Source organism: Limnobaculum xujianqingii (assembly GCF_013394855.1).
Taxonomy (GTDB): domain Bacteria; phylum Pseudomonadota; class Gammaproteobacteria; order Enterobacterales; family Enterobacteriaceae; genus Limnobaculum; species Limnobaculum xujianqingii.
The window spans coordinates 149,595-171,216 of sequence record NZ_JABMLK010000002.1 but is presented as its reverse complement, the minus strand read 5'-3'; the positions used below and the strand labels follow the sequence as shown (position 1 = coordinate 171,216).

The 21,622-nt window shown below is 47.8% G+C and carries 18 protein-coding genes and 2 pseudogenes; 6 read left to right on the top strand and 14 right to left on the bottom strand.

The annotated features are described in order from the left end of the window. Positions 1–25: 25 nt before the first annotated feature. The 6 genes from GOL65_RS14650 to GOL65_RS14625 all read right to left on the bottom strand — a co-directional run bounded on the left by GOL65_RS14650 (position 26) and on the right by GOL65_RS14625 (position 5,647). Positions 26–1,204, bottom strand: coding sequence for an acetyl-CoA C-acetyltransferase (locus tag GOL65_RS14650; protein ID WP_140920302.1), 1,179 nt, complete (start codon positions 1,202–1,204; stop codon positions 26–28). Between the two features lie 11 nt (positions 1,205–1,215). Beyond that, positions 1,216–1,863 carry a 3-oxoacid CoA-transferase subunit B gene (locus tag GOL65_RS14645; protein WP_140920303.1) on the bottom strand — a complete coding sequence of 216 codons (648 nt, stop codon included), beginning with the start codon at positions 1,861–1,863 and terminating at the stop codon, positions 1,216–1,218. After that, the gene (gene atoD / locus GOL65_RS14640) at positions 1,863–2,519 is read right to left on the bottom strand and encodes an acetate CoA-transferase subunit alpha (protein ID WP_140920304.1); all 657 of its coding nucleotides are present in this window, start codon (positions 2,517–2,519) and stop codon (positions 1,863–1,865) included. Before atoD ends, GOL65_RS14645 begins: the two co-directional genes overlap by 1 nt. Before the next feature lie 147 nt (positions 2,520–2,666). Further along, complete coding sequence (locus GOL65_RS14635; protein WP_140920305.1) at positions 2,667–2,966, bottom strand: AtuA-related protein; 300 nt, start codon at positions 2,964–2,966, stop codon at positions 2,667–2,669. A gap of 2 nt (positions 2,967–2,968) precedes the next feature. Further along, positions 2,969–4,306 carry an acyclic terpene utilization AtuA family protein gene (locus GOL65_RS14630; protein WP_140920306.1) on the bottom strand — a complete coding sequence of 446 codons (1,338 nt, stop codon included), beginning with the start codon at positions 4,304–4,306 and terminating at the stop codon, positions 2,969–2,971. A 27-nt stretch (positions 4,307–4,333) separates the two neighbouring features. Then, entirely contained in the window at positions 4,334–5,647 is a 1,314-nt protein-coding gene (locus tag GOL65_RS14625) for a CitMHS family transporter (RefSeq protein WP_140920307.1), read from the bottom strand. Positions 5,648–5,876: 229 nt separating this feature from the next. On the opposite strand from GOL65_RS14625, the gene GOL65_RS14620 reads away from it, so the two are divergent. Together GOL65_RS14620 and GOL65_RS14615 are read left to right on the top strand one after the other, a co-directional pair. Next, positions 5,877–6,767 carry a LysR family transcriptional regulator gene (locus GOL65_RS14620; protein WP_140920308.1) on the top strand — a complete coding sequence of 297 codons (891 nt, stop codon included), beginning with the start codon at positions 5,877–5,879 and terminating at the stop codon, positions 6,765–6,767. 107 nt (positions 6,768–6,874) lie between these two features. Continuing rightward, positions 6,875–8,293, top strand: a complete 1,419-nt coding sequence (locus tag GOL65_RS14615) for a sodium:proton antiporter (RefSeq protein ID WP_140920309.1) — start codon at positions 6,875–6,877, stop codon at positions 8,291–8,293. Positions 8,294–8,670: 377 nt separating this feature from the next. On the opposite strand, the gene GOL65_RS14610 is transcribed toward GOL65_RS14615, so the two are convergent. The 3 genes and pseudogenes from GOL65_RS14610 to GOL65_RS14600 form a co-directional block, all read right to left on the bottom strand. Further along, on the bottom strand, positions 8,671–9,486 hold the full coding sequence (locus tag GOL65_RS14610; protein WP_140920310.1) for a helix-turn-helix domain-containing protein: 816 nt from the start codon (positions 9,484–9,486) through the stop codon (positions 8,671–8,673). A 6-nt stretch (positions 9,487–9,492) separates the two neighbouring features. Next, positions 9,493–9,834 carry a DUF6506 family protein gene (locus tag GOL65_RS14605; protein ID WP_140920311.1) on the bottom strand — a complete coding sequence of 114 codons (342 nt, stop codon included), beginning with the start codon at positions 9,832–9,834 and terminating at the stop codon, positions 9,493–9,495. Positions 9,835–9,932: 98 nt separating this feature from the next. Beyond that, a pseudogene (locus tag GOL65_RS14600) lies at positions 9,933–10,825 on the bottom strand (LysR family transcriptional regulator). A 171-nt stretch (positions 10,826–10,996) separates the two neighbouring features. Between GOL65_RS14600 and GOL65_RS14595 the strand changes: the two are divergent. The 3 genes and pseudogenes from GOL65_RS14595 to GOL65_RS14585 all read left to right on the top strand — a co-directional run bounded on the left by GOL65_RS14595 (position 10,997) and on the right by GOL65_RS14585 (position 13,294). After that, positions 10,997–11,992 (top strand): annotated as a pseudogene (locus tag GOL65_RS14595) (aldo/keto reductase). A 113-nt stretch (positions 11,993–12,105) separates the two neighbouring features. Further along, positions 12,106–12,540, top strand: coding sequence for a (R)-mandelonitrile lyase (locus tag GOL65_RS14590; protein WP_179038433.1), 435 nt, complete (start codon positions 12,106–12,108; stop codon positions 12,538–12,540). 13 nt (positions 12,541–12,553) lie between these two features. Then, positions 12,554–13,294 carry an SDR family oxidoreductase gene (locus tag GOL65_RS14585; protein ID WP_140920313.1) on the top strand — a complete coding sequence of 247 codons (741 nt, stop codon included), beginning with the start codon at positions 12,554–12,556 and terminating at the stop codon, positions 13,292–13,294. Between the two features lie 135 nt (positions 13,295–13,429). Here GOL65_RS14585 and GOL65_RS14580 read toward each other — a convergent pair whose 3' ends face one another. Then, entirely contained in the window at positions 13,430–14,692 is a 1,263-nt protein-coding gene (locus GOL65_RS14580) for a cytochrome P450 (RefSeq protein ID WP_179038432.1), read from the bottom strand. 510 nt (positions 14,693–15,202) lie between these two features. Then, positions 15,203–15,880 (bottom strand): nitroreductase, encoded by a 678-nt coding sequence (locus GOL65_RS14575; RefSeq protein ID WP_140920315.1) that lies wholly within the window; start codon positions 15,878–15,880, stop codon positions 15,203–15,205. 167 nt (positions 15,881–16,047) lie between these two features. Here GOL65_RS14575 and GOL65_RS14570 point away from each other — a divergent pair, with 167 nt between their 5' ends. Further along, positions 16,048–16,932, top strand: a complete 885-nt coding sequence (locus GOL65_RS14570) for a LysR family transcriptional regulator (protein WP_140920316.1) — start codon at positions 16,048–16,050, stop codon at positions 16,930–16,932. 335 nt (positions 16,933–17,267) lie between these two features. On the opposite strand, the gene GOL65_RS22275 is transcribed toward GOL65_RS14570, so the two are convergent. The 3 genes from GOL65_RS22275 to GOL65_RS14560 form a co-directional block, all read right to left on the bottom strand. After that, the gene (locus tag GOL65_RS22275) at positions 17,268–19,214 is read right to left on the bottom strand and encodes an autotransporter family protein (protein WP_228723126.1); all 1,947 of its coding nucleotides are present in this window, start codon (positions 19,212–19,214) and stop codon (positions 17,268–17,270) included. A gap of 30 nt (positions 19,215–19,244) precedes the next feature. Further along, positions 19,245–20,564 carry a S8 family peptidase gene (locus tag GOL65_RS22270; protein WP_228723125.1) on the bottom strand — a complete coding sequence of 440 codons (1,320 nt, stop codon included), beginning with the start codon at positions 20,562–20,564 and terminating at the stop codon, positions 19,245–19,247. Between the two features lie 694 nt (positions 20,565–21,258). Continuing rightward, positions 21,259–21,519 carry a hypothetical protein gene (locus GOL65_RS14560; RefSeq protein WP_140920317.1) on the bottom strand — a complete coding sequence of 87 codons (261 nt, stop codon included), beginning with the start codon at positions 21,517–21,519 and terminating at the stop codon, positions 21,259–21,261. Positions 21,520–21,622: the final 103 nt, after the last annotated feature.

The following is a 21,622-nucleotide window of genomic DNA, read 5'->3' as shown; positions in this document are numbered from 1 at the left end:
CTATTTCAGATATAAAACTGCAAATCTAGGCTCGCTCAATAACCATCGCGATACCCTGCCCACCACCGATACACAACGTTGCCAGCCCCAATCCTTTGTCATAGCTATGTAATGCATGAGTCAGCGTCACCAGAATACGCGCACCGCTGGCGCCAATCGGATGACCAAGGGCAATGGCGCCACCATTGACGTTTACTTTTTCCCGATCGAAACCAAGGTCGCGCCCCACCGCCAGGAACTGAGCGGCAAAGGCTTCATTAGCTTCTATCAGGTCGATATCGGCCAGTTCTACGCCTGCCATTTTTAGCGCTTTGCGTGTAGCCGGAACCGGACCCAGCCCCATAACATCAGGTTCCACACCGGCAGAAGCCCAGCCGCGAATACGTGCCAGTGCAGGAATACCCCGCGCTTTCGCTTCATCTTCACGCATCAGAACCAGTACCGCAGCCGCATCATTGATGCCGGAAGCGTTACCTGCGGTTACCGTGCCGTCTGGCAGAAATGCCGGACGCAAGCCAGCCAGTGACTCGATGGTAGTTTCGCCGCGCGGGTATTCATCCTGATTAAACAGAATGGTTCCTTTGCGGCTTTTGATCTCAACAGGTGTAATTTCCGCAGCAAACCGACCGCTGTTAATCGCCGCTACCGCTTTTTGTTGAGAGGCCATGGCAACGGCATCCTGTTCCTCTCGGGTCAGGCCATAACGCTTAGCGATATTTTCCGCCGTGATGCCCATGTGATAATCATTAAAAGCACACCACAGGCCATCTTTAATCATTGAGTCAACCAGAGTGCCGTTGCCCATGCGATAACCCTGTCTTGCTTTCTCCAACAAATAAGGAGCCGCACTCATGTTTTCCATGCCGCCGGTCACCATCACCGAACTACAGCCAGCCAGAATCGACTGAGCACCTAACGCTACGGTTTTCAGACCGGAACCGCATACTTTATTGACGCTAAACGCCGGTACTTCAATCGGTAATCCTGATTTAACCGAGGCCTGACGAGCCGGGTTCTGCCCCAATCCTGACTGCAAAACATTCCCCAAAATCACTTCATCAACATTCAGGTCATCAGGCAGTTTGCTCAGGCAATCGGCAATAACCGTTGCACCTAAATCCACGGCAGGCACCGGGGCTAAAGTACCGCCAAATTTACCAATGGCGGTTCTTTTAGCCTGAACAATAACAACAGAATCTTTCATCTTAATGCTCCTCAGTTAACCTGCATTGGCCGCAATTCAGGGGAAACGGTAAAGTTGGCTTCCGTCAGCTCACGCAGTTTATCAACCGTGGTGTCATCGCTGATTTCGATCAGTACCATTTGCTGATTGATAAAGCTGAATACCGCCAGTTCAGTAACCACCATGCTGACTTTGCCCTGCGCGGTAAGTGGGAAGTTACAGCGATGCAGCAGTTTGGCACCACCGTCTTTGGCATTATGCTCCATGGCGATAATCACTTTTTTGGCACCTACCACCAGATCCATCGCACCGCCCATGCCCGGTACCATTTTTCCCGGTACTACCCAGTTTGCCAGATTCGCCTGCTCATCAACCTGTAAGCCGCCCAACACGCAAAGATCCACATGACCACCGCGAATCAAAGCAAATGAAAATGCGCTGTCAAACATGGCTGCGCCCGGCAACATACCACAAGGCTGTCCTCCGGCATTCACCAGATTAGGATCTTCCTGAGTTATCGGACCAAGGCCCAGAAAACCGTTTTCCGATTGCAACGTTACGTGTACATCATCCGGTAAATAATTCGCCACCTGAGTAGGTAAACCAATACCCAGATTCACCACATCACCATCTTTCAGCTCTTTAGCTACGCGACGGGCAATAATTTCTTTCGCATTCATCAGTTATCCCCTTGGTAAAGATGGTCCACTAAAGCCGCAGGTGTCATAACGAAGTCTGGTTCAATGTCGCCAACCTCGACTAACTGGTCGCACTGAGCAATCACTTTATCGGCGGCCAGCGCCATAATCGGGTTGAAGTTACGTGCGGTTAACGAGTACAGCAGATTGCCCATACGGTCAGATTTTGCCGCCTGCAAGATCGCTAAATCTGCGCGCAGCGGTAACTCCAGCAGGTAGGTGACACCATCAATCACCATCTTTTGTTTGTTTTCTTCTACCACGGTGCCAACACCAGTAGGGGTTAAGAATCCACCCAGCCCGGAACCGCCGCAGCGAATACGCTCAATTAGCGTCCCTTGAGGAACCAGCTCCACATCCAGTTCCCCGGAAATCATACGGCGCCCGGTTTCCGGGTTAGTACCAATGTGGGAAGCAATCACTTTCTTCACCTGACCGCTGACAATCAGCGGGCCTACGCCGGTCTCGGTGAAACCGGTATCATTACCAATAATCGTCAGGTCGCGAACTCCCGACTTGAGAATTTCCGCCACCAGCAGTGCCGGAGTACCTATTCCCATAAAGCCGCCAAACATGATGGTCATGCCATCACGTAAGCCGTCGCGAAACGTTGCGGCATTAATCAATTTGTTATTCATGGTTATTCTCCTGCTGAATAACGACAACAGCGATCCCTTTGCCCACTCAGACGAATAGGGGCATTTCAGGTGCTAACTATCTTTATTAACGGATGTTACGACGGTGCAGTTAACAGTGAATACCGCATCGCCGTTGACTAAAACTGATTAGATATCCATGTCCATGATGGCTGAGCTTAATCCTTTGCCATGCATATCCAGCGCCAGAGAGCGGGTCACACCGCCGCCCAGTGCGCCATACATCACAAAGTTCAGCGCGCCAATGGCAGGCAGTTCGTAACGCACCACTTCCCCCTTAACAATATCGGCAAAATAGGCTTTTACTTTTTCCGCCGTAACCGCGTTTTTCAGGGTTTGATAATCATCCTGAGAGTAGGCAATCAGCGAGATATTTGAGGTGTTCCCTTTATCACCGGTACGGGAATGAGCAATTTCGCGTAATTTCATGATTAGATCTCCAGATAATCAACGGTAGCAGTGGCTAAGTCGCGTGAAATCAGGGTTGAATCCATCGCCAGAATCTCTTTAACCGATTTGGTTGCTCCGCCGCCCCCTGCCGGGCCGTTGGTATACAGTGTTTCGACTTCATTCCCTACTTTGGCCGCCTGTGCTTTGGTAGTACAACGAGCCGCTACACGAGCACGGACTTCATAAGGCTGACTGCTTTGGGATAAGGTATCGCCATGCAGTGAGTTAACCCCGATCAGGTCATAACGCGTCTCTTCCGGTTCAAAACCGCACAAAGCAAAACGCTCTTTTACAATTTCCAGCGCCAGTTTGCCGCGCGCTACTGCCCCCGGACCCGCGTAAGAGATCTCTCCCTCGCCGATAAAACCATCCTGATAACCTACGGATACTTTCAGGGTATTGGTACGCTCAAAACCATTACCACCGCGAACTTCAACTCTGTCCGGACCGGCCTGAGTAAAGGTTACATGGGAGAAGTCAGCCACCACGTCCGGTGTCAGATAGCGATCCGGTTGATGAATTTCATACAGCATCTGCTCTTTGCAGGTATCTACCGTTACGTTGCCGCCGGAACCCGCTACTTTAGTGATAGTCGCATTACCCTGTTCGTCCACTTCCGCAATCGGGAAGCCAAGGCGCGCCAGACCAGGAACATCTTTAAATCCCGGGTCTGCATAATAACCACCGGTAATCTGGCCTCCACACTCCAGCAGGTGGCCAATAATGGTGCCTTTGCCCAGCATTTCCCAATTATCCGGCTGCCAGCCAAATTCATACATCATTGGCGCAAGAAACAGAGAGGGATCAGAAACCCGACCGGCAATCACAATATCCGCGCCGTTGTTCAGCGCCTGCACCATGGCTTCAGCACCCATGTAGGCATTAGCAGAGATAATCTGCTTGTTGCACTGAGAAATTGGTTTGCCAATTTCATCCAGTTTCACATCGCTATTCATGGCCATATCCAGCACATCATCACCGCTGACTATCGCAATTTTGAGCTGCTTCGCCCCCAGCGAACGGGCGATTTCTGCCACCAGTTTTCCTGCGTATAACGGATTTGCCGAACCCATATTGGTAATAATTTTTATCCCTTTCTCAATACAGGTTGGCAGCACAGCATGCATACGGTCTGCCAGTAATTCATTAAAGCCTTTGGTTGGGTCCGCCGCCTTTTGTTTCTGACCGATAGCGATAGTACGTTCCGCTAAACATTCAAATACCAGATACTGAATGTCACCTTTCTGAGCCAGTTCGACTGCAGGTTCGATACGGTCACCGGCATAGCCGGCTCCGCCACCAATTCTTATTGTTTTCATATCACTACACCTAATCTGACTATTTAATTAAATCGGGAATATGCCAATCACTACCGCTGCCAGCGTCATCACTATTGATGCCGCCCACAGGAAGAAGAAGGAGAACTTCTGGTGTTCTCCCAGATCGATGCCCGCTAAACCTACCAACAGGAAGGTGGCTGGCGTTAATGGACTCACCGGGAAGCCGGTGGTCATTTGACCCAGAATAGCGGCCTGACCCATTTCAATAACCGGAACACCCAGTTCCTGACCCGCCGTTGCCATCACTGGCAGAATGCCGAAGTAGAAGGAGTCAGGGTCAAAGATCATGCTTAACGGCATAGCGAACAGGCCGATAATAAATGGGAAGTGAGAAGCTGATTCAGCAGGAATGTGGGTAGCCACGTAGGATGCCATCTCTTTCAGCATGCCTGATTCTTTCATCACGCCGGTGAAGATGCCTGCAGCAAACAGAATTCCTGCCATCATCAATGCTGATTTGGCATGGGCATCAATACGCGCTTTTTGCTGGTCCTGTTTACGATAGTTAATCAGCAACGCAATAATGGTACCCAACATAAAGCAGATAATCGGGTCAACTTTACCGCTGATCATCGAGCCCAGAACGATAACCACCAGACCAATATTCACCAGAAACAGATGTGGACGGCGGATAGCCAGCTCTTCATCCGTCAGTTGAGTACCCTGATGCTGATACTCTTCTGCCGGAGCCATACCTTTGCTATAACCCAGACGGCGCTCTTCACGTTTACCCAGCAACCAGGCGCAAACGTACACAAACGTCAGGCCGGTCAGCATCACCGGTAATACCGGCAGGAACAGATCCATCACCGGAATTTGCAGTGATGAAGCGGCTCTCAGGGTTGGTCCACCCCATGGCAGCATATTACAGACCCCTGCCGCCATCGCGACCGAACAGGCCAGAACCCGAGGGTCCATTTTCAGGCGTTTATACAGCGGTAACATTGCCGGGATAACCACCAGAAAGGTGACTGCGCCAGAGCCATCCAGATGAACAATGGAAGCCAACACCGCTGAACCCAGCGTAATGCGGGACGGCTTATTGCCAACCACTTTCAATACTTTATCGATAATCGGGTCCAGCATGCCGGCATCGGTGAGAATGCCGAAAAACAGGATAGCAAACACAAACATACCGATAACCGGGGCAATATTTTTTACCCCGCCTACCGCGAACTTATTGACGGCTGAAACATCAAAACCCGCCAGCAGAGCCATGACGATAGGAATGGCGATCAGTGCCGCCATCGGGGACATTTTCTTGGTCATTATTACTGCCAGTACGGCAAGAATAGTGAGTAGGCCAAACAGAGCGATCATAGATGATCTCCTATCCTTATTATTATGAGGAAACAAAGAGGTAAATAATTATTGGAATTAATTCATTATTGTTTCCAACATACTAGCGGTAATAAAAAAACAGGGAAATTCAATAAACAGATAGTGGCATCCAAAAGTTGAATGGTTAATTAAATAGGAATGAGGTATTCATCACAATATAACAAAGACAGATATCATATATAATACCGCCCAGGAGAAAACAACACCTATGAATTTATCAATCAAACAGTTTCGGGCTTTTTTAGCTCTGTGCGAATACCGTAATTTTACCCGGGCGGCGGAATCAATATTCCTTTCGCAACCGGCATTTAGCCACCTGATTTACTCTATTGAGAAGGCTGTGGGCGTACGGCTATTTGACCGTAATACTAAACGCGTAGAGTTAACCGCGGACGGTGTCGTATTTCAAAACATTGCTGCCGATATGATGCGTGAGTTTAATCTGGGGCTGTCACGCTGGCACGACCATATTAATAGTGAGCAATTTAAAATATCCGTTGCTGCGCTACCCTCTATTACCGTTAAACTGTTGCCGGATTATATTGAATACTTTAATCAGATCGAATCTAAAGCCACTTTTGAAGTCAAGGACTTACCTTCAGACTATTGTGTATCGGCAGTCATCAACGAGGCTGTAGATCTGGGAATAGTCGGCTTTTTGCCTAAAGACCCAAACGTTGAAAGCCATAAAATTCATACGGAAAAGTATTTTATCGTCTTTAACAAAAATCACCCGTTGGCCAAAAAATCAACCATAACGTTAGATGATATCAGTCATAACAACACCATCATTCGATTTGGGCCAACTACCAGTATTTATCAATCTTTGCATGTTGATATAATTAATAATGAAAGTGTTGAATATATTGAGATAGAACAGTTAAGTACTTTATTCGGTCTGCTGCTCTCTAATTCCGGAATTACCTTCCTTCCTGAGTTAACATTATATATGTTTCAGCATCCGGATATTTTAGTTAAACCAATTAGCGGCGGAAATTTAACCCGTGAAATCTATATTATTAAGAAAAGAGATAAAGCGTTGTCAAAAATAAGTCATAAATTCTATGATTTTCTGCTGCAGACTCAGCGTATCTCTTAATAAAAAGAATTATAACTGCGCCATTTTGCTAACAGAATAGCTAAATTTTTATGCAATTACTGATTCCTTTATTAAATTAATTTTATCCGCTCCTGGAGTAACATCGGATGTCCCACCCATCATTATTAAAACTATTATGTCTTTCGTTTGGGTTATTAACGCCCGTTGCCGGATTTGCGGCAGATATCGATGGTTCAACCCTCAGCCTGGCATGGGGGATCCCGTTTGTTGGTATTCTGCTCTCCATAGCCCTTTGTCCGCTGCTTATTCCCACTATCTGGCACCACCATTTTGGTAAAATTACTGCTCTGTGGTCAGTGCTATTCCTGATTCCATTCACCATGACTTTTGGCATGGATAACAGCGTGGGGCTGGTTGCCCATGCCATGTTTGCTGAATATATCCCGTTTATTATTTTACTGTTTTCACTGTTTACCGTTTCCGGCGGTATTCTGGTAAAAGGTAACCTGCATGGTTCTCCGGCATTGAATACCGGATTACTGGCCATTGGTGCCCTGCTGGCTTCACTCATGGGAACCACTGGGGCCGCCATGCTGCTGATTCGTCCATTGATTCGCGCCAATGACAACCGTAAGCACCGGGTACACGTAATTATTTTCTTTATCTTTCTGGTGGCCAATATTGGCGGTGGTTTGACGCCATTAGGCGATCCACCGCTGTTTATCGGTTTCCTGAAGGGAGTAGATTTCTTCTGGACCGCCCGACATATGCTCATGCCGGTACTGATTTGTACGCTGGTGCTGCTGACGCTGTTCTATCTGGTGGATAGCTATTACTACAAGCGTGAAGATGAGATACAACCACAGGATCCAACACCCGACTCTAAACTACGCCTCTACGGTAAAGTGAACTTTATTCTGCTGCTTGGTGTGGTAGCCAGCGTATTGCTTTCCGGCTTCTGGAAACCGGGCATAGAGTTCACGGTGCTGGGTGTACATATTGAACTGCAAAACATCGCCCGTGATCTGTTGCTGTTAGTGATTGCTGGACTATCGATGATGCTGACCGCTAAACAGATCCGTTCCGCCAATCAGTTTAACTGGGAGCCTATTCTGGAAGTGGGCAAACTGTTTGCCGGTATCTTTATCACTATTGGCCCGGTATTAGCGATTTTACGTGCCGGTCACGCAGGCCATATGGCGGGCTTAGTATCGCTGGTTTCCGATCCTCAGGGTGCGCCAATCAATGCGATGTACTTCTGGCTATCCGGCGCGCTGTCTGGCTTTCTGGATAACGCACCGACCTATCTGGTGTTCTTTAATCTGGCCGCCGGTGATGCCGCAACCCTGATGGGACCAATGCAACAAACACTGCTGGCAATCTCAATGGGTTCAGTATTTATGGGCGCCCTGACCTATATCGGTAATGCACCAAACTTTATGGTGAAGAGTATCGCCACTCAAAGCGGCATTAAAATGCCGAGCTTCTTCGGTTATATGAAGTGGTCGTTTGGAATATTGATACCGTTGTTTTTGGTGCTGACAGTGATTTTCTTTTTGGTTTAAAGAATAATCAAAGCAACCATAATTTAGATTTGAGTAAATTTCGTCCACTAACAGTATAGTGTCTGGATTAGCAGTCGTGCGAGTGGCCGAGCAAGGGGCGTTAAAAGGCGAACGCCCCCTGCACCCCCGCGCCTTCGCACCCGAATCCAGGTCGCTACGCGACTTCCCTCCGCCTTCGTTCGGGCTTACGCACCGGCACTGATTCGCTCCGGCGAAGCAGTGCCTCGCCAAACATCCCTGTTTGGCGTGCTACCCTCTCTCAGTTGTCGGCTGAATTCCAGTGCTCTGATAGAAAGACAAAAGACAAAAGACAAAAGACAAAAGACAAAAGACAAACCGATAATATCGACTAATGGTGTATTAGCTACGCCATTAACTTATTCATCCAACATCACATAATAATTCAACGCTTGATACTCAGCAGTAAACAACTCCCCCGGCGTCAGGCCGGTAAAGAAACGACAGGTTTTAATAAAGTGAGGTTGATCGGTGTAGCCCTGTTCCAGAGCGCTGTCCAGCACCGGCTGTCCGGCCAATATCTGACGTAGAGTATGTTGAAAACGTGCGGTGCGGCAGAAGTAGCGGGCATCAACGCCAATAAAATGACGGATACGCCGCTCCATGGTACGAGGATTTAGAGCCAGCGCTTCACGAACGGTAGAAACATTCTCACCGTAATAAAGGCGATTCGCTGCCTGTGTCATATAGGGAAGATTCGTCAGATTATCCCCTAACATCTGCATCAACCACTGTTCCAGCCGGTGAACCTGACTGACAAAAGGGATATCCAACAGCAGCGGAGTCGAATGTTTTAATCGAATATCCGCTAAAAATAGCGGGTTATCACTCAGTTCTTCCAACGATAAGCCAAGCAGTGGGAATGCCGTACCACAGCGCAGACGGGTTGAAATAAATCTAACCTCTGGCTGCCCCGCAACCAGACTAAGCCTCAAACGGCAGCGACGTGGGCTAAGCAACACCATATCACCGGTTTTAATCAGGTAGCTGGCGGCAACACCGCTTTGCGCAGTAATAACATCCAGCCGTAAATCACCGCCTAAATTAAATAACAGCTCGCCACCGGTGCCGGGAAACAGTTCTGGTAATGCAATATTCGCTGGCAGATGCCAATGCCAGTAATGCGCTATCCATGGGGATAACGCATCACAAGGGGCTAGCGTTTGCCTTAACATATTGGCCTATGCCCGATTGGCATTAGCCGCAATGGTCTGTTCATCCAAACTGTCTCCGCTGCGAAATCCCAGGCCTGGGTGGGTATCAAAACGCACCACGCCGATTTGCATCCGCCCTCTGGCAGCCTCAACCACTCGCGCCACACCCTGATGGCCAAATCCGGCACATAATTCAATGGCACTGATACCCTCTTGATGCAATTCATCTAACAGATCGCAAGCCTGCTGATAGCTGCTGACAGCGATAGTTTTCAGGTGAATCTTTGGCGTTTTTACCCATGCACTATTGGTTTGTGGATCTGCGTCAGGTGCGGTAAAAATAAATGCTGCTTTAAATACATCAGTCATTGAGCTATCTCCATATTAGTGATGACTCGCTAACTTTATGGTTTGTTCGGCTAATAAGATTGTACCAAACCGACACGACCCTACTATTTCTGAATAAATTACGACTTATAACGCAACGCCTCAATCAGCAATGAGAAGGCAGTGGTATGCTGCCGACGGCTTGGATAATAGAGATAATAACCAGAGAAAGGGGCACACCATTCATCCAGCACGCTAACCAGACTGCCATTAACGATTTCATATTTAACCGAATCTTCAGGAACAAAAGCGATCCCCAGACCAATAACCGCCGCTTCAATACGCTGGCGCAGGGTGTTAAAGGTTAATTGTCCATCAACCCGAACTTTTAGCTCCCTCCCCTGCTTCTCAAACTCCCAGGCATAGAGTCCCCCATGGTTGGCAGGCGCATATTGATACAGCGATGATTTTGTAACTCTTGTGGCGTGGCAGGCGTACCATATTTTTCCAGATAAGAGGGGGAAGCCACTACTACCAGCCTGACATCCGGACCGATGCGCACCGCCACCATGTCTTTTGCTACCTGTTCACCTAAGCGAATACCAGCATCAAAGCGTCCGGCAACGATATCAGTCAGGGTGTTATCGACGGTGATCTCCACATGGATATCCGGATACTCCACCAGAAATGTGCGCAGCACCGGCCAGAGTATGGAATCAACCGCATGCTCACCGGCGGTAATGCGAATATTCCCTGCCGGACGTGCACGCATCTCCTTCAGCGCATCAAGCTCGTTTTCAATTTCAGCAAACTTTGGCCCCAGACTGTCTACCAGTTTCTCACCCGCTTCGGTTGGTGCCACGCTGCGAGTGGTACGGGTCAGCAGACGAATTTCCAGTCGCTCCTCCAACCCGCGAATAGCATGACTCAGGGCAGATTGAGATACGCCCAGTTTAGCCGCCGCTTTGGTAAAGCTCCGTTCTCTGGCTACCACCAGAAATGAGATCAGGTCGTTAAAATTCTCTTTTAGCATTATGGCACCCGGCTATTTATCCGTGAGTATTTACTCACTATATCGATTGATGAATTTAATTCATATACACATGCGCATTTATCTATCTAATCATCAGACTAATCATTTGCTACCTTTCTATCACCGACATGACAAGTCACGACTCACCTATTCATCGCAGGAGTATAGAAAATGCAAAAACGTAAACTCGGTAACAGTGGCCTGGAAGTCTCCGCTATTGGTTTAGGCTGTATGGGAATGAGCTTCGGTTATGGTCCTGCAACAGATAAGCAGGAGATGATCTCCCTGATGCATAAAGCGGTTGACCTCGGCGTGACTTTTTTCGATACCGCTGAGGTATATGGCCCTTACACCAATGAAGAACTGTTAGGAGAGGCGCTGTCGCCGCTGCGGGATAAAGTAGTGATTGCTACCAAATTTGGTTTTCAGCCTGACCCGAACGGTGGACCAAGATGGATTGGCCTTAACAGTCGGCCGGAGCACATTAAGAAAGTGGCTGAAGCGTCACTCAAACGCCTGAAAATCGATGCTATCGACCTGTTCTATCAGCATCGTGTTGACCCAAATGTCCCTATTGAAGATGTGGCCGGTGCGGTTCAGGACCTGATCAAAGAAGGCAAAGTGAAACACTTTGGTTTGTCAGAAGCAGGAGCCGGGACGATTCGCCGCGCACACGCCGTTCAACCGGTAAGTGCATTGCAGAGTGAATACTCACTGTGGTGGAGGAAACCAGAGCAGGAAATATTACCCCTGCTGGAAGAGTTAGGTATTGGACTGGTGCCTTACAGCCCACTGGGCAAAGGCTATCTCACCGGTAAAATCAATGAAAACACCCAGTTCGACAGCAGTGATTTCCGCAATACGCTGCCTCGTTTTACACCACAGGCACTGAAAGCCAATCAGGCGCTTATTACGTTGATACAGGATATCGCACAGCAAAAAGCCATCACTCCGGCACAAATTGCGTTAGCCTGGCTACTGGCTAAAAAACCGTAGATTGTTCCTATTCCCGGCACTCGTAAACTGGAGCGTCTGGAAGAGAATATTGGTGCAGTTAATGTGACGCTAAGCCCCACCGATCTGCAAGAAATCGACCGTGCGGCAGCAAAAGTTGAGCTGGTGGGAGAACGCTATCCGGAAGCATTAGAAAAGCTGACCGGCCTCTGATAAATGCCCGTGGTTTATACCACGGGTAAAGCGAGATCCTGTTGATCCGCTAAACTTTAACGCTGGAGGGTATCAGGATACCGTTATTAACCCCCTCCACCATCATCTTATCAATGCTGACACCAACAGCTTTTGCTGAACTGGAGAGAAAAGTGAAAATTACACCTGCTGGTTCCCAGCCTTCACAGCCGGGTTCAGAAAATTATTTTACCGGAAAAGTACGTATTGATGCGCCATTTCAGGGTACAGAGCCCGCGCGTATAGGCGGTGCAACAGTGACCTTTGAACCCGGTGCCCGTACAGCCTGGCATACTCACCCGCTAGGGCAAACCCTGATTGTCACTCAAGGACGTGGTTGGGTACAGGAATGGGGTAGTGAAATCCGGGAGATAAATCAAGGTGATATCGTCTGGATCCCTGAAGGTGTTAAACACTGGCATGGCGCAACTCCTGACACTGCAATGACCCATATTGCCATTGCAGAATCCCTGAACGGCAGCGTGGTTGAGTGGATGGAACAGGTTACTCATCAACAATACAGTAAATAATATTGGAGAGTCTATGAACCAGGGTATTGAAGGTAAAGTGGTCGTTATTGCCGGAGCCAGCAGCGGTCTAGGTGAGGCGCTGGCACGACGTCTGGTAAAAGATGGAGCAAAACTGGTACTTGGTGCCCGGCGTGAAGATCGACTGAAAAAACTGGCCAGCGAACTGAATTTGCCCGCTGATGCGACGGTAAAAACCGATGTCACTCATCCGGATCAGGTACAAGCCTTGGTTGATCAGGCAATCAGATTATATGGTCGTATTGATGTTATGGTGAATAATGCCGGGCTAATGCCCCATTCATTATTGGGGCTTGCCAAAATCGATGACTGGAATGCCATGATCGATGTAAATCTAAAAGGCGTTTTATATGGAATCGCTGCTGCCCTGCCCTATATGCAAGCTCAGAAAAGCGGTCATATTATCAATACTTCTTCAGTTGCTGGTCATAAAGTTCGCCCGGGCAGTGCCGTTTATGCTGCGACCAAAAGCGCAGTTCGCGTTATCTCCGAAGGGCTACGGCAAGAAGTAAAACCTTATAATATCCGTACCACCATCATTTCTCCCGGAGCCGTACATAGCGAGCTGGTAGATAGCATCACCGAAGCCGATGTCGCGGCAAACATTAAGCAATTCTATGACCAAACGGCTATTTCCGCAGACTCATTTGCCAACGTAGTAGCCTTTGCTATCAGTCAACCGGAGGATGTCGATATTAATGAAATTCTATTCCGTCCTACCCAACAAGAGCTTTGATCGGGCAGTCAGCCATGAAAAATCTCGCTGAAAAAATATAAAGTACCACTTCACGATTAACATAGTGCCATTCACCACGTCCCCCTACCGAGATCGGATTCTATGGGTGACTTATGATGGCACTTTATCTATTCCCTACTTCGTACGCGGCTTAACGCTAACCGGTTGTCCGCCCTGATTGATCATCTGGGATTTCCAGTAAAAACGAGGTGGTAAATCAGAGGTAAGGGTAAATGAAGCCTGTTGCAGGAAGGTATACACAAATCCTGCCAGCTCCACTAACGCAAAATCTTTACCACCGCATATGCGAGGCCCGTGGCTAAATGAAATACCAATGCCGCTGTCTTTATCGTTAAGGGGAGAGTAGCTGTCATCGCGAAGATTCAGCTCAGCCGGATTCCGGTATACATTTTGGTTACGCATGATCCCAATAAACGAAATGATGATGTTTTGCCGCTCGATAATTTCGGCATCACCAATCTTATCCTTACCCAATGCCTGTCGAATAATGATAGGTATCGGTGGATACAGGCGTAATGCTTCAGATATAAAAGTCATTAGCCCCGGCATTTGGCTAAGCTGTTGCCAGTTCGTCGGATGAGGATGATTAATGACTTCCTGATAAAGCTTTTCCTGCTGTTCGGGATGACTTGCCAGTAAATAGCACACCCAACTCATGGTCGCTGCCGTTGATTCCGAGCCCGCCGCTAAAAATGCCATCAGCTCGTCTTCCAGTACCACCTGATTTTCCGGTTCGGTTTCCGCCTTAAGAATACGTTCCAGTAGCGGATTGGTATGCTTAGGATCTCTGAATATTTGTAGTTGTGCATTCACCTGACGACGCAATGCCCTGAGTTTAACCAGTCGCCTACGATGCTGAGTATTCAATGTACCTGCTGGTATAAAAGAGAACTCAGAGCTGAACTCCATCAGCTCCGCGATACTATCAATATTGATACCGGACTCTTCCAGCGAAACCGGAAAGAAATTCTCAAGAAATACCGCCATGGCCATCTTACGAAATACGCCATCATCCAGGGTTGTCTGACCTGCACGGCTATCGTTAATTAACTGCGCCACGCCCCGTTGTGCGTGGTAAATGGAAAGTTCGACCGTTTGCCGATCGTCAAAACGATTTAAGAATGGCTGGGTTAAGTTTTTATGCAGTTTCCAGACCTGACCATTCTCAAAAAAACGAGATGCGCCTAAAGCCTGTTTAAACCAGGCCATGTTTTTTTCATAGTTCATGTAGTTACGGCGTAAAACATACTCGGCATCCTCTCTGTTTTGAACAATCAAAGTGGGAACGCCATTGAGCTCGAGGGAAACATTGTTACCATTCTGCTCATCGGCTAACGAGTATAAATAATTACAAATATCCGTACTTAAGTGATGCATCTTGCCTCTTTCTTTGATAACCATATTAAATACAGGGTTTAAATTATCAACTACCTAATTTACTCGTGACTTTCAATATAATGAAAAAACCAAACCTGTTTGAACAATTATAAAACCATAGTATTAATATATTTTAGTTATAGCAGATCAAATAAAAACAGAATAACTAAAAAACATCATCAGAACCTATTAATTGGATGGTGAAAAGAAAGACAACAACCACTAATTAGTGGTTAATAATTAAAGTAAATTTAAATACAAATTAAAATCAATCGACTAGAAAAAATTCAAATATCAAATACAACCATCAGCCATAATCTATACATACCTTATAGTTAGCAGTATTCCTATTTTCGCGATATATTTTATTAGTCCGCAATAAAAAACCCATTCCATTAATACTGTCAACAATAAATAGAATGGGTTCAGTGTATTAAGATGCTCTATTGAAAATCAGCCATTAAAATCTAATTATCACTAAACATTTATCAATAAATGTCGGGTATGACTTTAATCATGAAAAGTGACGCTTTGATTTAGCGGTGCGCGTCCCATCTTAAATTGATTGGCAGGAGCGTTCTGGTCTTCATAACCAAATGAGATGCCAAACAGTAATTTATATTCTGGCGAAATATTCAGAAACTCGCGAATAGTATCGGCATAGAAGCCCAGAATGGTTTGTGGAATACCGGCTAAGCCACGGGCGGCTAACGACAGCAAAAAGGTTTGCCCATACATGCCAATATCACCGGCGGTACGTACGTTATCGCCAAACGATGGCATAAACAGAAAAGCCGCATGAGGCGCGCCGTAGAAATTCAGGTTATTTTTCACTACCGCCCTTCTGGCTTCCAGATCGTCACGGGCAATACCGATAGATTGATAGTAGGTTTTGCCCTGTTCTTTTCTTCTGTCACCATAGGCTCCACCAAATGCCTTCATATCAAAACTAAAGTCTGGCGAGTGTAACCCCTGTTCATCAGCCTGCAACAGGCGCTGGCTAAGGGCTTCTCTTTTATCACCGGAAACAATATGAACGTTCCACGGCTGAGTATTACAGTTTGAAGGAGCCAGTTGAGCATCGTTTGCAATGCTGATTAATGTTTCCTGAGCCAGAGGTTTAGCTAAAAAATGACGAACCGAGTGACGGGCGCGAACAGCCTGATCAAATGGGAGTAAAGTTTGCAAGAGAGTCTCCTTATGCAGAACGGATAATAGCAGTGCTGCAATTTCCCACTGCTATCTGTGAAACAGGTTGGCATTATAACTTTCTCTCATTCAATAATAATCAGCACTAGTTTCCATATATAATGGAATAAAACGCTCGAATAGAAACAAGATAAGGGAGAACGAAAATGGACCGGCTAAGTGCACTTAACGCTTTTGTTCGTACTGCTGAGCTGGGTAGCTTTGTTGCCGCAGGTCGTGCGCTGGGGCTTACCCCTTCAGCTGTGGGTAAAGCCGTCAGTCGGCTGGAACAGCAGCTTGGCGTGCGTCTGTTTCAGCGCTCTACCCGCAGTATTCGATTAACCGATGAAGGCGATCTGTTTCTTGAGCGCTGCCGTAAGATCCTTGACGATCTGGATGATGCTCATGCCGCTTTGACACAAACTCAGGAAGTACCCAGAGGAGTGTTGCGCATCAGTGCCCCTAATGTCAGTTATCATTTGCTGCTACCCGCTTTGCCTGAATTTATTCAGCGTTATCCGGAAATAGAGCTGGAACTGGACTTTAACGATCGCATGGTCGATCTGATTGATGAACGAATTGATGTGGCCATTCGTGGTGGGGAGCTGTCAGATTCCCGTCTGATGGCCCGGCCACTGCATTCATTCCAGTTACTGCTCTGTGCTTCGCCAGACTATCTTGAACGTTACGGTACTCCTGGCAATCCGCAGGCGCTTGAACAACATTGTGCTATTCGGTTTCGCTTTCCCAACAGCGGCAGAATGCAGCACTGGCCATTAAAAACGCCGGATGACGAACACTCACTGCGAATGAAGCATATTATCACCTGCAATAATGTTGATGCCTTGTGTTCTGCCACGATCGGCGGGCTTGGTATTGGTTGTATTCCTGATTTTATGGTGGCAGAAGCATTAGCAGACGGAACCCTGTGTAGTTTACTGGGTGACTATATTGAAGGCCCTACTCGCTTTAGCCTGATTTGGCCATCGAATCGTCATCTGGCGCCAAAGGTTAGGGTGTTTGTTGATTATCTTTGTGAGAGATTGAAGTAAGGCTTAATTCGGTAAATTAGCATTTGTGGATATTCCGGTCGTAAAATCTAATGTGATTATATTGGCGTTGTGCTCGACCGGAAGACAGCTTGTACTTAGCTTCGGTGCGTGTCGGGCCTGGTCTGCCTAGGGGCACTCCGGCAGCTAAAGCTGCTACGACCCCAACGGCAGCCCCTCCCGACGATTAGCTAGTTTAAAATGCAAGACCAAACCATCAGGCGTTGGTCATCCATCTAAAGTAAACTATTTAATTATCGAAACTCACCTGACAAGGCTATTAAGTCGATCCACGTACAGAGATTAACTCTCTATACGTGAATCGGGTGGGTTAAGGTTTAGAAGTCAATTTTCAACTTAGCGTATACACCATTTGAGGTGATATCGCTGTTATAGGCTCCGGTATATGACACGCCGAATGAGGCAGATTTGGTAATTTGCGCTTCAACACCGAGAGCTGCTCCCGCCATAGTCGAAAGCTTACCGCCCTTGATGTTTGCCGCACCAGTATCTGCAAGATACATGGTGGCTTCGGCAGTGTTATCTCCGGCAAAGTGCATGCCATAGATATCGGCCTTCACCGTCATTGGAAGCTCACCAACGGTGAATGGCAGGCCGCCGCGAACGCCGAACGTGGTTACCAGCAGATCCTGATCGTCAACTTTGGTTTTGAATGCCATATCACTAACGGTTTCAGTGTAATCATCCGATTTGATATGCATCCAGCTAAAGCCCAGATGAGGTTCGATAGAGTAACTACTGGTATTCAGCCCCAGATAAGCGGCTTCAGTGAAAATCTGGGCAATATCGGCATCCGCAGAAACCGAGTTGCTACCAATCTCGTTCACCACCACTAAGTTGCGTTTTGCATCCGCATCCTGATGGGTGTACATCAAACCATAACTCAGTGAAGCGACTTCAGCGAAGTTGGTAATGCCGTACAGGCCAAGGTGCATATCGTTGCTGTCCACTTTGCCATGCACGCCACCCTTAAACTTGGTAGAACCAGTACCAAAGAACATGCCCATCTTAGTACTGGCAGCAATATCTGCTTCCACACCAACCAGAGCCGCGTAGAAATCCACATCCATATTAGACTGACCGTAATCCACCTCAGACCAACTGCCGATACCGGTCATCCACAGACGTGCTGAGCCATCTGCCATTTCCACTTTGCGACCGTTACCGGTGCCTGCGGCCTGATCTTTAACCACTTGAGTAGTGGTCATGGAGTTAATTATGCTGGCATTGCGCGTGTTCAGGTACATATCGCTGCCAAGGGAATTAAAGGTATTGCGAACCTCATCTTTCGTTGCGGTTAACAGTTTGTCGTAGAGACTGCCGGAGCTCAGAGCAGCAGCGGTTACTGAACGTGATGCCACCGGCATAGCGCCAGAGGCCTCAATAGCCCGCGCAATTGCCCGGCCGTTGCTGTGATTACCATAGGTGGCGAATGAAACATCACTATTACGACCAAACGTAGCGGTAATGGTGTTATCGGAAATCGCCAGATCGGTCTTAAAGAACGCGTAATCCGGGGTGATTATCGCTTTATTCGCATCGGTTAAGGTCTCTGCGGTTACACTTCCCGTTGCGGTAATACCATGTAAATAGGCATCGTTAAACACATCTCTGCGGGTAGAGCCGACGGTAATCATTGAGCCATCGTTAAAGGTTAGCGCGCCTACGTTGACACTTTCTTCTGCGCTAATCACGTAGGTACCACCAGCATTAACTTCAATATTGGCTTTATGGCTTTCCGTTGAGGTCAGCTCACCTTTTAGCGTAAAGCTGTCGTTATAGCTGGAAATCACGCCAAACTGGCCACCATTGACCATCACTTTGCCATCACCAAATGATTCGGTGAAGCCATATAGTGTGCCGCCTTCAACCGTAGTGCCTCCGGCATAGGTATTATCGCCGGTCATCACCAGTGTGCCTGCGCCCTGTTTCACCAGCGAAGCGGTATAAAGACCAGCATCGATTTTGGCTTGAATCGCCGCGGCGCGTTTGTCGTAGTATTCCTGACGCCATTTTTCTGCATCCGCCAGATCGATAATGTGATCGGTAGGATCGCTATTGCCATCACTGACGACAAAGTCATCTCCCAGCTCGTAATCACCACCGGCAGCAATTCCATTGGCCTGATAGGCTTGCAGCCACGCCAGATCCTCTTGTTGACGCGCATCCAGCCCTTTCTGGCTGATGTCGTTACTCCAGACATCCAGCGGTGTGGTCGCCATGTTGTATTCAAATTTACTCAGGAACTGGCCCGGGCCGTACATTCCCTTGTCCAGATCCGGAATCCCCCAGCCCTAGCGAATATCCGGAACGCCATCGGCTGCGGTCCAGCCGTTTAATACGCTACCGTCCGGATTCAGGTGGTTAGCGGTGGTAAACATTACATCACGCACCTGAATTGCACTCATATCCTGATAGCGGGACATCAGCACCCCCATCGCCCCGGCCACGTGTGGGGCAGACATAGAGGTACCGGACGAGTTCCCCCAGCCAGCTTCGCCGGTGGTTGAATTGACTGTCGTCGAGTAAATCACACTGCCCGGAGCCACTACCGTCCACCACTTAGCATCACCCGCTTCGTTCCAGGTATAGGAGAGAGCATAGTTATCGGTTCCGGTTACGCGTTGTAATCCGGCTACTGCAATCCAGTGCTGTTCAGCCTCCGGATTAAAATAGGGGTAAAGGGCGCGGTAAAAGGGGTTAGCAAAATCACGGTTGCCGGTGGTAAAGATCTGTACCACAGAGGTGCCTTTCACCGCGTCATAAGCTGCATCAACAAATGACGGATTATTACCGTACATTTTGTTGAAATAGAAATACTCATATTCTGACTGGTTGATATTATCCGCTGGCAGGTGAACGCCGGTATTGCCGTTGTCGCTACCGGTGGTACCTCGATCAACGATACGGATATTGGTACCCCAACTGTTATTGATGACTTCCGCACCCGCATCCACCATGGCTTTCCAGCCGGTATAGAAATACTGGTAATCCTGGAATGGGCCATAGTTATTGCTATCAGTACCCCCGTTGTTACCGACATAAATATCGGAACCCCAGGCGACGCCGTGCATACCTTCACCATCGCGGTTAGCTCCGACGGTACCGGTTACGTGGGTGCCGTGTCCATCGTTAAGGCCCAACACCCATTCACCGGTGATATCAAAGGATTCACCCTTTTCATAAGCACCCTGCTGGCCTTCCGTTGCCACTTGTGGATAGCGTAGACCAGAAGACCCGTATACTCCGGAGGCGTGCACCGCATGAAAGCGATCGCCATTCAGGTCTGAATGTTTAAACAGCAACGCTCCGGAGTCCATTACGCCAACTCTGACACCCTGCCCGTAATAACCCAGCGCATAGGCACTTGAGGCTTTCATGGCTTTCAGTCCCCAGTCCTGACTGTATTCCCCGGTTTCCCAGCTGGTTTTATCACCAATTTGTCCGGGTTCGGTATAGGCGGCAGTAGCAACACCGGACATGGATAACGTTGCCGCCGTAATAGCCAAAGCCACCGCAGACTTAGTCAACCTGGTGGTTTTTCCCTGTTTTTTATTGGTTATAAGCGATTTTTGGTGAGCACTATCAAAAAATGTATCGAACATCGTATTCATATAAAAATTCCTTCAAGCGAGGCTTATATAAACGTTTCTGTTAGTGGCAACGGTGCCACTTTCTATTTTGATTGAACGCGGTACCAAACTACGGCGCTAAGTTTGACCACTTATGGGGTAGTTACATATTGATAAATATCAACATACTTTTTTACATTTTAAGGATAGTTTTGATTTTGTGATGTGCTTCTTGCATTGAGATTTACGATATTTATTTTGATTATTTGTTTTAAATCTGGTGGTTTTATTTGGTTATTGGGATATATCGCGATAGGAAAGCGTGGTTTTATAACCATAAGGATGAGGATTGAGAGATATTTCGTCCGCAAATAAAGTAGTGCTTTACTCAACTATTGTGCGGCGGCCGAGCAAGAGGCGCTTGGGCGAGCGCCTCCTGCACCTCCGCGCCTTCGCACACGAATCCAGGTCGCTACGCGACTTCCCTCCGCCTTCGTTCGGGCTTACGCACCGGCACTGATTCGGTTTATTCGCCTCATCCATGAGGCTCACCCCTACGGGGCCAGCACGTTGTGCTGTTCAAAATTGCTCCTGCAATTTTGTCCGGCGAAGCAGTGCCTCGCCAAACATCCATGTTTGGCGTGCTACCCTCTCTCAGTTGTCGGCTGAATTCCAGTGCTCAATAGAAAGAACAAGAACAAAAAGATAAAGATAAAAACCAGGGGCCGGGGCTTTATTACAGGTCCTTGTAGGCTTTTCGGTCGGCCCAGGCGGGCATGGCGGAGAGGTAGAGAATAGCTCTGCGGCGGGATTCTTCCAGTCCGACGTTTTGCCAGCTGTCCAGATAAGCGGCGGTACCGGCTATTGCGTCTTCCCAAAGAATCAGGTTGCCATTTTTATCCGTACAGTGAACGCAGTAAATATCACTGGGGCCTTTTGCTTCGGGGAAACTTAACGGCATGCTGCAGGATAGACAGATTTTTTCATTTTCCAGCATAACGATCTCCTTTGATGATTGAACATTCGAGGATGATTAAACGTTGTGAGGTCATGCAAAACAGTCAGGTAGACTACCTGACTATGGTAAACAACTATTATAA

Excerpts from the sequence above, each read along its gene's own strand:
- GOL65_RS22270 (WP_228723125.1), bottom strand. The coding sequence starts at position 20,564 with ATGAATACGATGTTCGATACATTTTTTGATAGTGCTCACCAAAAATCG.
- GOL65_RS14635 (WP_140920305.1), bottom strand. The coding sequence starts at position 2,966 with ATGAAATTACGCGAAATTGCTCATTCCCGTACCGGTGATAAAGGGAAC.
- GOL65_RS14630 (WP_140920306.1), bottom strand. The coding sequence starts at position 4,306 with ATGAAAACAATAAGAATTGGTGGCGGAGCCGGCTATGCCGGTGACCGT.
- GOL65_RS14590 (WP_179038433.1), top strand. The coding sequence starts at position 12,106 with ATGCTGACACCAACAGCTTTTGCTGAACTGGAGAGAAAAGTGAAAATT.
- atoD (WP_140920304.1), bottom strand. The coding sequence starts at position 2,519 with ATGAATAACAAATTGATTAATGCCGCAACGTTTCGCGACGGCTTACGT.
- GOL65_RS14620 (WP_140920308.1), top strand. The coding sequence starts at position 5,877 with ATGAATTTATCAATCAAACAGTTTCGGGCTTTTTTAGCTCTGTGCGAA.
- GOL65_RS22275 (WP_228723126.1), bottom strand. The coding sequence starts at position 19,214 with ATGTACGGCCCGGGCCAGTTCCTGAGTAAATTTGAATACAACATGGCG.
- GOL65_RS14625 (WP_140920307.1), bottom strand. The coding sequence starts at position 5,647 with ATGATCGCTCTGTTTGGCCTACTCACTATTCTTGCCGTACTGGCAGTA.
- GOL65_RS14650 (WP_140920302.1), bottom strand. The coding sequence starts at position 1,204 with ATGAAAGATTCTGTTGTTATTGTTCAGGCTAAAAGAACCGCCATTGGT.
- GOL65_RS14645 (WP_140920303.1), bottom strand. The coding sequence starts at position 1,863 with ATGAATGCGAAAGAAATTATTGCCCGTCGCGTAGCTAAAGAGCTGAAA.
- GOL65_RS14560 (WP_140920317.1), bottom strand. The coding sequence starts at position 21,519 with ATGCTGGAAAATGAAAAAATCTGTCTATCCTGCAGCATGCCGTTAAGT.
- GOL65_RS14585 (WP_140920313.1), top strand. The coding sequence starts at position 12,554 with ATGAACCAGGGTATTGAAGGTAAAGTGGTCGTTATTGCCGGAGCCAGC.
- GOL65_RS14615 (WP_140920309.1), top strand. The coding sequence starts at position 6,875 with ATGTCCCACCCATCATTATTAAAACTATTATGTCTTTCGTTTGGGTTA.
- GOL65_RS14570 (WP_140920316.1), top strand. The coding sequence starts at position 16,048 with ATGGACCGGCTAAGTGCACTTAACGCTTTTGTTCGTACTGCTGAGCTG.
- GOL65_RS14580 (WP_179038432.1), bottom strand. The coding sequence starts at position 14,692 with ATGCATCACTTAAGTACGGATATTTGTAATTATTTATACTCGTTAGCC.
- GOL65_RS14610 (WP_140920310.1), bottom strand. The coding sequence starts at position 9,486 with ATGTTAAGGCAAACGCTAGCCCCTTGTGATGCGTTATCCCCATGGATA.
- GOL65_RS14605 (WP_140920311.1), bottom strand. The coding sequence starts at position 9,834 with ATGACTGATGTATTTAAAGCAGCATTTATTTTTACCGCACCTGACGCA.